Origin of the sequence: Bacillus spongiae (assembly GCF_037120725.1) — a bacterium.
GTDB lineage: Bacteria > Bacillota > Bacilli > Bacillales > Bacillaceae_K > Bacillus_CI > Bacillus_CI spongiae.
In genome coordinates, this window is record NZ_JBBAXC010000001.1 from 259226 (window position 1) to 271888 (window position 12663).

Below are 12663 nucleotides of genomic sequence, written 5' to 3' on the forward strand. Positions count from 1 at the left end.
AATTCATTAAAAAATTACCCTATATTTTATAAGCAATAACCTTGTTTTTTTGGACTATATGATAGGTTGTTAAAGAATATAATTTTTCCTGAAGAATAAATCTTCCACGCCGTTTCAAAAGGTACTACTCTAGCTCCACTAGGAGCACCATTTGAAGTATATTTCTTGAAATCATAATCAACTCTTGTGGGGCTACCATCTGAACCAGTTGTGTGTGTTTACTTAGGGCATATCGGCTGTTATTTCTTTTAACGAAGATGACTATATATAAAGGTTTGTTACTTCCTCTCATTCTTACTAGTTATGTATCTTCTTTTATCTTCCTGACATATTGATGCAGGACAAGTCATACATTAGTACAAACTATTGGAAGGAATGGTGAGGGATGCGCAATCGATCAGATGAGATACGAAAGCAGATCGCTAAGAGAAGGAAGCATAAGTCAGGAAATTCATCTCTTAACAATGAATTAATCCCACCGGATGAAGAGCGCTATGGAGGAGAGCGTTTTTCTTCATACGTTTCTGAACCTCCAAATGAACCTCATCCCCTTTTTAACAAGGAGACCTTTTTGTTGAAAGTATTGCTCTCTGCTGTCATGGTTTTAACAGTAGGAATTCTTTATAAAAATGGCTCTCCGTCATTGGATGAAGCCCGGTCATTTGTCAGTACGACAATGGAGAATGAATTTCAATTTGCGGCTGTTTCTGCTTGGTACGAAGATCAATTTGGAAAACCTCTTTCACTAATACCAAAGGACCCTTCTTCTAAAGATGATCATTCAACTCAGCAAGATTTCTCTGTTCCCGCTTCTGGGAAAGTAATTGAAAACTTCCATCAAAATGGCAAGGGTGTTATGGTGGAAACAGGGTTGGATGAAGAGGTAAAAGCATTAAAGGCGGGTTGGGTTGTCTTTGCTGGAAAGGATGATGAATTTGGCAATACGGTCATTCTACAGCATGAGGATAAATCTGAATCTTGGTATGGGAATTTAGAAAATATTCAGGTCAATCAGTATACCAAAGTAGAAATTGGTAGCCCTGTAGGAAAAGTGAAAAATAATGATCAAAATGGTGAATTTTATTTTGCCATCAAAAAAGAAAATGGCTTTATCGATCCGATTCAGGTGATGAACTTTGAGTAGTGTGTGGCAAGTTTTAAAAAAAATTCACTTTCATCCGTTATTATGGCTTGTTGTGGGAATATCAATTTTAACGGGTTATTTTATTGATTTAGTCATTGTATTGAGCATATTAGTTGTGCATGAGTTAGGGCATGGAGTAATGGCTCATGTATTGTCATGGCGAGTAAAAAGGATTTCTCTTCTTCCGTTTGGTGGGGTAGCTGAAATGGATGAGTATGGGAATCGAAGTATGAAAGAAGAATTATTCGTTGTATTAGCAGGCCCTTTTCAACACATTTGGATGATGTTTTTCGGGTGGATATTCTTTGTCATGGGCTGGATTCCTCCTTATTATTATGAAGCATTTATGATGTATAATGTGATGATATTAGTGTTTAACCTATTGCCTATTTGGCCATTAGATGGAGGAAGGCTGGTAAATATCACATTGCATTCATTTTTTCCTTATATAGAGGCGAATAAATGGAGCATTCTAACATCTCTTGGTCTTCTTATATGTCTCAATCTATCTGTAATGTTCATGTTCCCCTTTCATTTTCATCTGTGGGTTGTGCTCAGCTTTTTATATGTTTCACTTTGGAGAGAATGGAAGCAACGAAAATATGCCCATATGAAATTTTTATTAGAACGTTATTATGGAAAGAAAACAAAAGTAACGAAACTAAAACCAATGAAAGTACAAAGTGAAGAGCTAGTTCTTACTGTTTTAGAACGATTTTATAAAGGGTATAAACATCCAGTTATTGTAATAGAAGATGGTCGCGAAGCGGGTAAACTTGATGAAAATGAATTGCTTTTTGCCTTTTTTGCAGATAAGCGTACGATGGCAAAAGCGAAAGACCTACTGTATCTTTATTGACTAAGCTTGTTTTTTTTCTTACAGTAGATATGAATAAAGGTATAAAGGGAAACGAGCCTAGTTGCTCGTTTTTCTACTGAATAGTTTAACTAGTATTGTTTGACATAGATGTAGACAGAAAGAAGTGGTTAAAAATCGATAAATTAATCGTAAATGCTCGTGGTAGAGAAAAGAGATGGGCTCATTTTCAATCAGGACAACTTGTGTCATGGGATTTCTTTCGAGATGAAGATCAATCAATTGTTGGCAATATTTACATAGGGGTCGTAAAGAAGATTGTACCAGGGTTAAATGCAGCGTTTGTAGATATCGGAATGGATAAGAATGGATATTTATATCGTGACGATATCGTCTCATTTGTTCATTACTCCGTTTCAGAAGAGGAAAAGCAAGCTATGTCAATAAGCAAGTTTCTTCATCAAGGAGAAAAAGTAATCGTCCAAGTGAAAAAAGACGGTAATGATATAAAAGGGCCTAAGCTCACTAACGTCATTGAGTGGACCGGAGATAAAGTAGTGTACATGCCTGAAGGAAAATATGTCGCTGTTTCAAAGAAGAAATCGGATGAGGAAAGAACGTTGTGGAAAGAAAGGGCTCAAAACTGGAAGCGGGCAGAAGAAGGGTTAATCATTAGAACAGAAGCTTTTGCTGCTACGGAAGATGAAGTGATCAATGAACTTTTTCATTTAAGAGCTAAAAACGATGCTGTACTTGGACTTATGAATGACAAGAAACCTCCATATTTATTATATAAGCAAAACCCTTTCCTACATTCAATTATGGAAAAAGGAAAAAACATTACTGAGGGTATGATTATCTGTGATGAATCTTCCTTTCTTGCTGAGATGAAAGACACCACTCAACTACAGCATCTCGAATTTGAGTGGTATCCAAAAAATGAAGGGATATTTACGGAATTTTCTATTGAACGCGATCTTGAAAAATTATTTAAGAATATTGTTTGGTTAGATAACGGTGCTTATATCATTATAGATAAAACGGAAGCTATGACTGTCATTGATGTTAATACAGGCAAATATACTGGAGAACAACGGCTGACAGATACCGCGTTTAAAACGAATGTAGCTGCTGCGAAAGTTGTGGCAGAACAAATTATTCTTCGTAACTTAAGTGGCATTATATTAGTTGATTTTATTGATATGAAGAGGAAGCATGAGCAAGATGAGGTGATGAAAACCTTCATTAAAAGCTTAGGAACGGATGATAAACGAACGAGAGTACTTGGTTTTACAAAGCTCGGCATTTTACAAATGACTCGCAAAAAAATAACGCTAGATGTCTCCGATTCATTTACTACGGATTGCCCATCATGTTTTGGCAAAGGAAAGGTTTTGAGTGCTGAGAGTGTAGGATATCGGCTAGAGAGAGAATTGTGGGAATACGAAAACAATGATGCCGGGACAATTGTAATTGAAACAACCAAGGAAGTGAAAAAAGCATTTTGTGGTGAGGAGAATACCCATTTGATTCGATTTCAACGGGTCATTGGTAAAATGATTAGCTTTCAGTTAACAGAAACAAAGGTACCATATTATCAAATTGTGCGAATAGTGGATTAGTAAGTATAAATGCTGATAAATTAAAATGATATATTGACACTCGGTATGTAAAAGTGATAAAATTTCTAATGTTATTGATTGTAGCACCTGTGCTACAACCGCACAATTCAGGTTATAAGTTTTTGCCGTAGCAAAACGCCTGTGATTGGCGAGTCTGAGTTTATAAGGAGGTGCCATGTATGTACGCAATTATCGAAACTGGCGGAAAACAAATCAAAGTAGAAGAAGGTCAAGCAATCTACATTGAAAAGTTAAACGTAGCAGAAGGAGAATCTGTTACATTTGACAAAGTTTTATTCGTAGGCGGAGAAGATGTAAAAGTAGGAAGCCCACTTGTTGAAGGCGCTACAGTTACAGCGAAAATTGAAAAACAAGGTCGTGCTAAAAAACTTGTTGTTTTCAAATATAAGCCGAAGAAAAACTACCGTCGTAAGCAAGGTCATCGTCAACCATACACAAAAGTTGTGATTGAAAAAATCAACGCGTAATGGTGGTAGACATGATTAACATAGTCATTACTAAATCTTCCATTGATAGTGAAAGGATTACATCCTTTACTATGGAAGGTCACGCTAATTTTGCCGAACATGGTCAGGATATCGTTTGTGCCGGTGCTTCGGCTGTATCTATAGGTACCATTAATGCGATTGAAGAAATAACAGGTAAAGAGCCCGTTGTTTATCAATCACCTGATGGTGGGTTCTTGCATTTTGAGCTTCCAGAAAGCCTTTCGGAAAAGGAAGATGAGCAAGTACAATTACTTCTAAAAGGTATGGTCGTGTCATTGGAAACGATTCAACAAGATTATAAGAAATACATGAAATTAACCTTCAAACAATAGGAGGTGGAACATATGCTAAGATTAGATCTTCAGTTTTTTGCGTCTAAAAAGGGAGTAGGTTCAACAAAGAACGGTCGTGATTCAATCTCTAAACGCTTAGGTGCTAAGCGTGCAGACGGTCAATTCGTAACAGGTGGTTCAATCCTTTACCGTCAACGCGGTACAAAGATTTACCCAGGTGCGAACGTAGGTCGTGGAGGCGATGATACTCTTTTCGCAAAAATCGACGGCGTTGTAAAATTTGAACGTTTAGGTCGTGACAAAAAGCAAGTAAGCGTATATCCAGTAGCGAAAGAAGCTTAATCTTTTTAAGACGAACTCTAACCGGCTAACGGTTAGAGTTTTCTTGTTGTATAAAGGGGTTATTTGACAGTTACTTTGTAAGGTCGACCTTTTTATCATTACGTATTATCTTTTTTTAAGTCGAATAGTGAAGGATATATAATCGAAAGACTTTACTATTCGTGTTGTTTTTACCGAATGGGCGCACTAGTATTTTATTTCTGCTATACTTATGACAAAGAGAATTCGGTATAGGAGTGCAATAATGATACAAAATTGGACGGTTGAAGAAGCGTTAAGACATGCTAGGCATGATTTTATGAACCAACTACAGTTAATAAAGGGGAATTTAGATTTAAATCGAGTGGATCAAGCGAAATTGATCATTGATGGTATTGTGATGGAAGCTCAAAGGGAATCCATGCTTTCGAAATTAAAATCACCAAATTTTGTAGAATGGTTATTAACGTATAATTGGACAAAAAATGTGATTCATTTAGAGTATGACATTATAGCAGTTGAAGAAAATCACCGATTAAAAGAGGATGTCCTTGTAGAGTGGTTAGGCACATTTTTAAAGCAGCTTGAAAATCAAGTAGAACTAATGACGGAAAATAACTTATGCTTAAAGATTAATATTACGTCTGAAGAATCCCGGTTCATTTTAGATTTTCAAGGAATAATAAAAGATGAGATAAACATAAGTAAGTGGTTAAAGAGGGGACTTCTGTCTGAGGAGATGGAAGTGACATTACAATCATTGTCAAATAAAGAAATAGTATTAGAGTTAATCGTTAAGTCCTAACGATTATTTTGCATAGTCGTTTGAAATTGAGGAGGTAACATATGTTTGTCGATCAGGTCAAAGTATATACAAAAGGCGGAGACGGCGGAAACGGAATGGTTGCGTTTCGCCGTGAAAAATACGTTCCAAAAGGTGGACCAGCTGGTGGTGACGGCGGGAAAGGCGCTGACGTCATTTTTGAGGTGGATGAAGGCTTAAGAACATTAATTGATTTTCGTTATCAACGTCATTTTAAAGCTCCGCGTGGAGAGCACGGGATGTCAAAAAATCAGCACGGAAAAAATGCTGAACCAATGGTCGTAAAGGTCCCACCAGGTACGGTCGTCAAGGATGATGATTCAAAAGAAGTCATCGCCGATTTAGTTCAGCATGGTCAAAGAGCGGTTATCGCCAAAGGTGGTCGTGGTGGAAGAGGGAATTCTCGATTCGCTACTCCAGCAAATCCAGCCCCTGAGCTTTCAGAAAAAGGAGAACCAGGTCAAGACCGCTATATTGTTATGGAGTTAAAATTACTTGCAGATGTAGGATTAGTCGGTTTTCCAAGTGTTGGGAAATCAACTCTTCTTTCTGTCGTTTCGTCTGCAAAGCCAAAAATTGCTGCCTACCATTTTACTACAATAGCACCTAATTTAGGAATGGTAGAGACGGATGATAGTCGAAGTTTCGTAATGGCCGACCTGCCCGGTTTAATTGAAGGTGCATCTGAAGGAATAGGTTTAGGACACCAATTTTTACGTCATGTCGAGCGGACGAGAGTAATTGTTCATGTTATTGATATGTCTGGGATGGAGGGAAGAGATCCATACGAAGACTACTTGACGATCAATGAAGAATTGAAGGAATACAATTTGCGGTTAACAGAACGCCCTCAAATTATTGTGGCGAGTAAAATGGAGCTTCCTGACGCTGAAGAAAACTTAGCTCGATTTAAAGAAAAGCTCCCTGGTGATTACCCTGTGATGCCAATTTCGTCTGTTACTAGAATGGGGCTAAAGGAATTGCTATTTGCAATTGCTGATTTACTAGAAACGACTCCTGAGTTTCCATTATTGGAAGATGAAGAAGAGGCAATTAATCGCGTACTTTACAAACATGATCAAACGAGCGAAGATTTTCTTATTTCACGTGAATCAGACGGTAGTTTTGTTGTAAGTGGCTATACAGTGGAACGATTGTTTAAAATGACTGATTTTACACGAGATGAGTCTGTCAGACGATTTGCAAGGCAGCTTAGAGGGTTAGGAGTAGACGAAGCCCTTAGAGAGAAAGGGGCAACGGACGGAGATACTGTACGCTTATTAGAATATGAATTTGAATTTGTTGAATAATGTGATTTGGTGGGGAGAGTCATGGATAAAAAAGAGCTAGATGCAAAATATTACCTTGTAAGAGAAGAAGTCTTACCAGAGGCAATGAGGAAAGCATTAGCAGCGAAGGAGCTAATCGATCGCGGAAAAGCTACCTCTGTTTGGGAGGCAGTAAATAAGGTTGATTTAAGCCGAAGTGCCTTTTATAAATATCGAGATACTGTCTTTCCATTTCATCGGGTTGTGATGGAAAAAATAATTACGCTGTTTTTTCATTTGGAAGATCGCTCTGGAACTCTTTCTCGTTTATTGACAGAATTAGCTGCATATGATTGCAACGTTTTGACGATTCACCAAGCGATTCCTCTTCAAGGGAGAGCAAGTGTCACTATGTCGCTAAATGTAACAGGCTTGACTATCGGGCTTGAAGATTTAATTGTAAAATTAAATCGATTAGAATTTATTGAACGAGTAGAAGTGCTTGGGTCAGGAGCTTAAATAATGAACAAGAATAGAATTGGATACTTAGGACCAGAAGGTTCGTTTACGAATGTAGCTGCGCTTCACGCTTTTAGTCAGCAGAAGTTAAAAGCTTATTTTACGATCCCTGATTGTTTTGATGCATTAGTCAACAACGAGGTCGACTATTCTATAATCCCATTAGAAAATACATTGGAAGGATCCGTTACATTAACGATTGATTCGTTATTTCGTTCCTCCAATCTAAGTGTAGTAGCTGAAATTATTTTACCGATTCAACAACATTTATTAATGCATATAGATCAAAAAAATCAACAAGTTGAAAAGGTGTTATCACACTCTCACGCCCTTGCTCAGTGTCATCAGTTTTTACATCAAGATCTAAAAGGGGTTCCGTTAGTGCAAACGACCTCGACCTCTGCTGCAGCAAAACTAGTCAGTCGTGAGAGTGAAAAACCTTTAGCTGCGATTGGGACAGAATTAGCAGCTAAGCTTTATGAATTGGAAATTGTAAAAAGAAACATACAAGATTCTTCTAATAACCATACTCGCTTTGTTGTTGTGACGTCTGATAAGGCACCACCAACCCTTTCGTTAACACCTACTCGTGTTAAATCAACCATTATGGTGACATTACCAACCGACCGAGCAGGAGCACTTCACCAAGTGCTTTCAGCCTTTTCATGGAGACGGCTGAATTTAAGTAAAATCGAATCACGTCCATTGAAAAAGCGTTTAGGAGACTATTTCTTTATTATTGATATAGAAGAAGAGGTAGATAGTGTTTTAGTAAAGGGATCACTAGATGAAATTAGGGCATTAGGATGTGGAGTGAAAGTGATTGGAAGTTATGCTTCTTATCCGATTGCATAAGAAAAAACCGTGTATGATGAAAAAGGACATCATATACGGTTTTTTATATACGAACCATTATTTTGCTTTTATTAAGTACTTGTCACTTTGTCTTACGAACAGTGAAAGATCTTCGTAAATGGAAAATGCACAAAGCTTTTAAATATCGCTTTTTTTTTTGGGACGATAACACAGCTTTAGAGTTCCTAATTTTTTAGTAAAGTATTGGCAAGGAAGTCATTCATTTGTAAGAATGAGGAATCCATTCATATGTAGAGCTTTTTCTGCTTGTATTAATGTTTTTTCGTCCTTGGCAACAAGTGTATGAAGGTGAGCACCGCCCGTTAATTCTGATAGCAATGAAGCTTTCGTGTTCACTATTTTTTTCAGAAATTCTTTCACATCTTTTCGGCTAGATACACGGATTGAGGCGGTAAGATCTCCATAGACAGGGTGTTCAATCTTAACGTCTTTTACCATTACACCTAAGTCAACAAGAAGGTTTAACTCTTCTTCTGTACGATCAGGTGAATGGTAGCAAGCAACGGTTTTCTCCATCATTGCTGATGTTTTATTGACAATGTACAAATATCCTTGACTAGTGGCAATGATGGGTTCATTCCGAGCTTTTAAAAGGGAAATATCATTCACGATTACTTGCCGACTTACATTCATTATATCGGCGAGCTCGCTACCCGTAACCGGTATTTTCTCGTCTAATAGTTTGTTTAAAATTTGCTGTCTTCTCTCTTCACCTAATATTTTTTTTCTTACCACCGAGGTTCCCCCTATCGTTATCAACACGTATTTTATTTTAACGAACTCTGAGTTTGTGGAGAATCATTTACAATGTCTTTTAGAGCTTGCGCTAAGCTTAAGACATCCGTTTCTGATGAAGTGTGACTAAATGAAATTCTAATAAATTCTTTCGCTTGTTCATTGCTTACCCCCATAGCTAGCATCGTTTTAGAGGGGCTTTGTTGGCCAATTGAGCAAGCACTTCCAGTTGAAATAGCAAACCCCCTGCGATTTGCCTCTAACATGATCCATTGGCCCTGAATATCATCAAATCCTAGACCGACAACATGAGGCAGCTGCCAGTGTGGATCATTATGTTCAAATAATGTAAACGCTAATTTATGTTTAGTAAGTTCTTTAAGAAATAATTCTCTAATGTGACTCACCGATTCATGATTATGTGATAGGACTTTTCCACCAGCGACCGTAAATGCAGCAATACTAGGAACGTCAATAGTTCCACCTCTAATTCCTTTTTCATGAGTTAATTCTGGAAAGATAGGAGTAGGATGACGGCTAGGATTTATATATAGTAATCCTGTTCCTTTAGGTCCATATACCTTATGAGACGAGATGCTGAAACTATCCACTGTTTTAAGGATATCAGATAGATCGAGTTTTCCAAAAGATTGAACTGCGTCACAATGTAATACAATGTTTTCATTGTGAATTAATTTCGTTATATCTTCTATTGGTTGTATACTACCAATTTCCCCATTGACCGTTTGGATGGCAATAAGTATTGTTTCACTTTGAATAGCACTCTCAAGTTCTTTTAGGTTAATTTGTCCCTGTTTATTGAGCGGTAATTTTGTGATTTGAAATCCCTGCTTTTCAAGATAAGAAAAGGCAGAGTGAACAGATGTATGCTCTCCTAAAGTAGTAATGATATGATTGCCGTGTTTTCTCATACTTTGTGCAAGTGAAATAATTCCTATTAAATTGCTTTCAGTTCCGCTTGCAGTAAAATAAATTCCTTCTGAAGGAACTTGGAGAAATTTCCCCCATTCCTGTCGACATGTTTCTAGTAATTGTTGGGATTTACTTCCTTCATCGTGTAGGCTACTGGTGTTTCCAAAATATTGAGTTGCAACTTGTGAATACGCTTGAATTGCATCAGAATCCATAGGAGTCGTTGCGGCATAATCAAAATATTTCATGGAGAAAACCCCCTTTATAATTTTCAGAATAGTTGAATACCATAAAAAATACTTGTCATTAGTTTAAATATGTGTAAATATATGTGTCAAGACACCTGTAATATCAGGGAGGAAAATTCGTCATGCGTAAAGCAGATGTTATTATTGTAGGAAGTGGAATAGCTGCTTTGCAGCTAGCGAACACACTGAATAATCAATTACATGTGATAATTATCACAAAGTCAAATAAAGAGAGTAGCAATTCTTCCATGGCACAAGGAGGTATCTCGGCAGCTATCTCACCACAAGACCATATTATGAAGCACTACCAGGATACTCTAGAGGCTGGAAGGTGGCATCATAATGAGAAAGAAGTTCATCGCCTAGTCAAAGAGGGAAAGGAAATCGTAGAGGACATCATACAGAAGGGGCTTCCTGTTGATCGTACAGAAAGTGGAGAGCTTTCGTTGGGAATGGAAGGTGCTCATAGTGTAGAACGAATCGTTCATAGCGGTGGCGATGCTACCGGGAGATTTGTGATACAGCACTTGCTGAAAACGTTGCCATCAAACGTAGAGATAATCGAGAATGAAACGGTTATTTCATTACTCCAAGAACAAAAAAGCGATCGTTGTATTGGCGTCGTAACCAAAAACAAACGTGATAGAACGATGAATTATTTTGCACCAAATATTGTGTTAGCAACAGGAGGAGCAGGACGATTTTACTCCTTTACTTCAAACCATCATACAATCTCTGGTGATGGCTTAGCAATGGCTTATTTAGCAGGGGCGCAGTTAACAGATTTAGAATTTGTCCAATTTCACCCCACATTACTATTTGTAAACGGAGAGACAAAAGGGTTGGTTTCAGAAGCAGTTAGAGGTGCAGGAGGCATATTGACGAATCAATTTGGACAAAAAATCATGAGACATAAGCATCCGATGAAGGATTTAGCTCCAAGGCATATTGTCGCTCACGAAATTTTTAAAGAGCGAGCTAAAGGAAATGATGTGTATCTTGATATCTCTTCAATTGTCGACTTTACAAAGAAATTCCCAACGATTACGAAAATGTGCGAAGAACAAGGCATTTCCATTAAAGACGGCTTAATACCAGTTGCACCCGGTTCCCATTTCCTTATGGGAGGTGTCGTTGTTAATTCAGTTGGAGAAACATGTATCCAAGGTTTATATGCAATCGGAGAGGTTGCCTGCACTGGTGTACACGGATCGAACAGGTTGGCAAGTAATTCACTTTTAGAAGGCCTTGTTTATGGGAAGAGGCTGGGGAATTACTTAAATGAAAGAGAGCATCACAGGACGTTCCTAATACCAAAGAAACTTAAAGACCTTCCTGCTATCGCAGATTATCCCATTAATCAGCATGAATTCCGTTTAAATATGATGAAAGCTGTTGGGGTGATTCGTGAGAAGGACCGATTAATAACCCATCTAAACTGGCTTAATGATATTAATAGAGAATCACTAGGTAAAGTGTCAATTGAAGAAAAAACGGTTGAAGGAATCCATTCTTATTTCATGTGGATAATTGGAAAGTTAATGACAGAATCAGCTCTTTTACGATCAGAAAGCCGAGGAGGACATATTCGCCTTGACCATCCAGATGAGAAAAAAAGCTGGTGTCAAAAGAGAATTGTCCATCGAAAGGTAAACGGAGAAATGAAGGTGACATTTGATGAACAACTTAAAATTAAAAGCCATGCTTGAGGATTTTTTTATTGAAGATATTGGAGAAGGTGACTTGTCTTCACAAGCTTTGTTTAAACAGTCAGACAAAGGTGTTTTTCACTTTATTGCAAAAGAAAACGGTATTTTTTGTGGAAGTGAAGTGATAAAAGCTGGATTCTCTATTATTGACAATGCCATTCAAGTAGATGTAAAGAAACAAGACGGGGATGAGGTTCAAATTGGCGAAGTCATTGCTATCATATCTGGTCCAATGGCAGGCTTACTTCAAGGCGAACGAGTTGTATTAAATTTAGTTCAAAGAATGAGCGGAATTGCTACGACAACAATGGAAACCGTCGGAATAGTAGAGGGAACAGGTGTTAGAATTTGTGATACGAGAAAAACAACACCGGGATTAAGGATGCTAGAAAAATATGCCGTTACTTGTGGTGGTGGTTATAACCATAGAAAGGGCTTATATGATGCGGTCATGTTAAAAGATAATCATATTTCATTTGCTGGTGGCATTACGAACGCTGTAAAATCCGTGAAAGAAAAGCTAGGTCATACTGTGAAGATTGAAGTAGAAATCGAATCAAAGCAACAAATGTTAGAAGCAATTGAAGCAGGAGCGGATATTATCATGTTCGATAATCGTACTCCAGAAGAAATTAGCGAGTGGATTTCTTACGTTCCTAGCCACGTTGTTACAGAGGCTTCTGGAGGTATCACACCTAAAAATGTAAAGGAATACGGAAACACAGGGGTACAGTATATTTCATTAGGGTATTTAACCCACTCGTATAAGTCTCTGGACATTAGTGCAAAAGTGTTAATGACAACATAGAAGTAGTCACGATTATTTTTACAGCTTACGAACAATCA

14 protein-coding genes and 1 other annotated feature are annotated in these 12663 nt (G+C 37.7%); of the genes, 12 read left to right on the forward strand and 2 right to left on the reverse strand.

What is annotated here, in order from left to right; translation table 11 throughout:
- The first annotated feature begins 385 nt into the window (after nucleotides 1-385).
- The 10 genes from WAK64_RS01200 (at nucleotide 386) to pheA (ending at nucleotide 8171) form a co-directional block, all read left to right on the forward strand.
- Nucleotides 386-1144, forward strand: coding sequence for a M23 family metallopeptidase (locus tag WAK64_RS01200; protein WP_336585095.1), 759 nt, complete (start codon nucleotides 386-388; stop codon nucleotides 1142-1144).
- Between the two features lies 1 nt (nucleotide 1145).
- Entirely contained in the window at nucleotides 1146-2003 is an 858-nt protein-coding gene (locus WAK64_RS01205) for a M50 family metallopeptidase (RefSeq protein ID WP_336585282.1), read from the forward strand.
- 95 nt (nucleotides 2004-2098) lie between these two features.
- On the forward strand, nucleotides 2099-3583 hold the full coding sequence (locus WAK64_RS01210; protein WP_336585096.1) for an Rne/Rng family ribonuclease: 1485 nt from the start codon (nucleotides 2099-2101) through the stop codon (nucleotides 3581-3583).
- An 86-nt stretch (nucleotides 3584-3669) separates the two neighbouring features.
- Nucleotides 3670-3749 (forward strand) — a sequence feature (ribosomal protein L21 leader region).
- 13 nt (nucleotides 3750-3762) lie between these two features.
- Nucleotides 3763-4071 (forward strand): 50S ribosomal protein L21, encoded by a 309-nt coding sequence (gene rplU / locus WAK64_RS01215; protein ID WP_336585097.1) that lies wholly within the window; start codon nucleotides 3763-3765, stop codon nucleotides 4069-4071.
- A gap of 11 nt (nucleotides 4072-4082) precedes the next feature.
- Nucleotides 4083-4424 (forward strand): ribosomal-processing cysteine protease Prp, encoded by a 342-nt coding sequence (locus WAK64_RS01220; protein WP_336585098.1) that lies wholly within the window; start codon nucleotides 4083-4085, stop codon nucleotides 4422-4424.
- 12 nt (nucleotides 4425-4436) lie between these two features.
- Nucleotides 4437-4727, forward strand: coding sequence for a 50S ribosomal protein L27 (gene rpmA, locus WAK64_RS01225; protein WP_336585099.1), 291 nt, complete (start codon nucleotides 4437-4439; stop codon nucleotides 4725-4727).
- A 244-nt stretch (nucleotides 4728-4971) separates the two neighbouring features.
- Nucleotides 4972-5511: a Spo0B C-terminal domain-containing protein gene (locus WAK64_RS01230; RefSeq protein ID WP_336585100.1), complete on the forward strand. Its 540-nt coding sequence runs from the start codon at nucleotides 4972-4974 to the stop codon at nucleotides 5509-5511.
- A 41-nt stretch (nucleotides 5512-5552) separates the two neighbouring features.
- Nucleotides 5553-6839 carry a GTPase ObgE gene (gene obgE, locus WAK64_RS01235; protein ID WP_336585101.1) on the forward strand — a complete coding sequence of 429 codons (1287 nt, stop codon included), beginning with the start codon at nucleotides 5553-5555 and terminating at the stop codon, nucleotides 6837-6839.
- Nucleotides 6840-6860: 21 nt separating this feature from the next.
- The gene (locus WAK64_RS01240; RefSeq protein WP_336585102.1) at nucleotides 6861-7316 is read left to right on the forward strand and encodes an ACT domain-containing protein; all 456 of its coding nucleotides are present in this window, start codon (nucleotides 6861-6863) and stop codon (nucleotides 7314-7316) included.
- A 3-nt stretch (nucleotides 7317-7319) separates the two neighbouring features.
- Nucleotides 7320-8171: a prephenate dehydratase gene (gene pheA, locus WAK64_RS01245; RefSeq protein WP_336585103.1), complete on the forward strand. Its 852-nt coding sequence runs from the start codon at nucleotides 7320-7322 to the stop codon at nucleotides 8169-8171.
- A gap of 216 nt (nucleotides 8172-8387) precedes the next feature.
- On the opposite strand, the gene WAK64_RS01250 is transcribed toward pheA, so the two are convergent.
- Nucleotides 8388-8927, reverse strand: coding sequence for a transcription repressor NadR (locus WAK64_RS01250; protein WP_336585104.1), 540 nt, complete (start codon nucleotides 8925-8927; stop codon nucleotides 8388-8390).
- Between the two features lie 32 nt (nucleotides 8928-8959).
- Nucleotides 8960-10108 carry an IscS subfamily cysteine desulfurase gene (locus tag WAK64_RS01255; protein WP_336585105.1) on the reverse strand — a complete coding sequence of 383 codons (1149 nt, stop codon included), beginning with the start codon at nucleotides 10106-10108 and terminating at the stop codon, nucleotides 8960-8962.
- 122 nt (nucleotides 10109-10230) lie between these two features.
- Between WAK64_RS01255 and nadB the strand changes: the two genes are divergently transcribed.
- Both nadB and nadC read left to right on the forward strand, forming a co-directional pair.
- A complete protein-coding gene (gene nadB / locus WAK64_RS01260) occupies nucleotides 10231-11817 on the forward strand; it encodes an L-aspartate oxidase (protein ID WP_336585106.1) in 1587 nt (528 codons plus the stop codon).
- Complete coding sequence (gene nadC, locus WAK64_RS01265; protein WP_336585107.1) at nucleotides 11786-12625, forward strand: carboxylating nicotinate-nucleotide diphosphorylase; 840 nt, start codon at nucleotides 11786-11788, stop codon at nucleotides 12623-12625. The genes nadB and nadC overlap by 32 nt, the downstream gene beginning before the upstream one ends.
- The last annotated feature ends 38 nt before the right edge of the window (nucleotides 12626-12663 follow it).

Coding starts and splice junctions, on each gene's coding strand:
- WAK64_RS01220 (WP_336585098.1), top strand. CDS start 4,083: ATGATTAACATAGTCATTACTAAATCTTCCATTGATAGTGAAAGGATT.
- rplU (WP_336585097.1), top strand. CDS start 3,763: ATGTACGCAATTATCGAAACTGGCGGAAAACAAATCAAAGTAGAAGAA.
- rpmA (WP_336585099.1), top strand. CDS start 4,437: ATGCTAAGATTAGATCTTCAGTTTTTTGCGTCTAAAAAGGGAGTAGGT.
- WAK64_RS01255 (WP_336585105.1), bottom strand. CDS start 10,108: ATGAAATATTTTGATTATGCCGCAACGACTCCTATGGATTCTGATGCA.
- nadC (WP_336585107.1), top strand. CDS start 11,786: ATGAACAACTTAAAATTAAAAGCCATGCTTGAGGATTTTTTTATTGAA.
- pheA (WP_336585103.1), top strand. CDS start 7,320: ATGAACAAGAATAGAATTGGATACTTAGGACCAGAAGGTTCGTTTACG.
- WAK64_RS01200 (WP_336585095.1), top strand. CDS start 386: ATGCGCAATCGATCAGATGAGATACGAAAGCAGATCGCTAAGAGAAGG.
- WAK64_RS01240 (WP_336585102.1), top strand. CDS start 6,861: ATGGATAAAAAAGAGCTAGATGCAAAATATTACCTTGTAAGAGAAGAA.
- nadB (WP_336585106.1), top strand. CDS start 10,231: ATGCGTAAAGCAGATGTTATTATTGTAGGAAGTGGAATAGCTGCTTTG.
- obgE (WP_336585101.1), top strand. CDS start 5,553: ATGTTTGTCGATCAGGTCAAAGTATATACAAAAGGCGGAGACGGCGGA.
- WAK64_RS01230 (WP_336585100.1), top strand. CDS start 4,972: ATGATACAAAATTGGACGGTTGAAGAAGCGTTAAGACATGCTAGGCAT.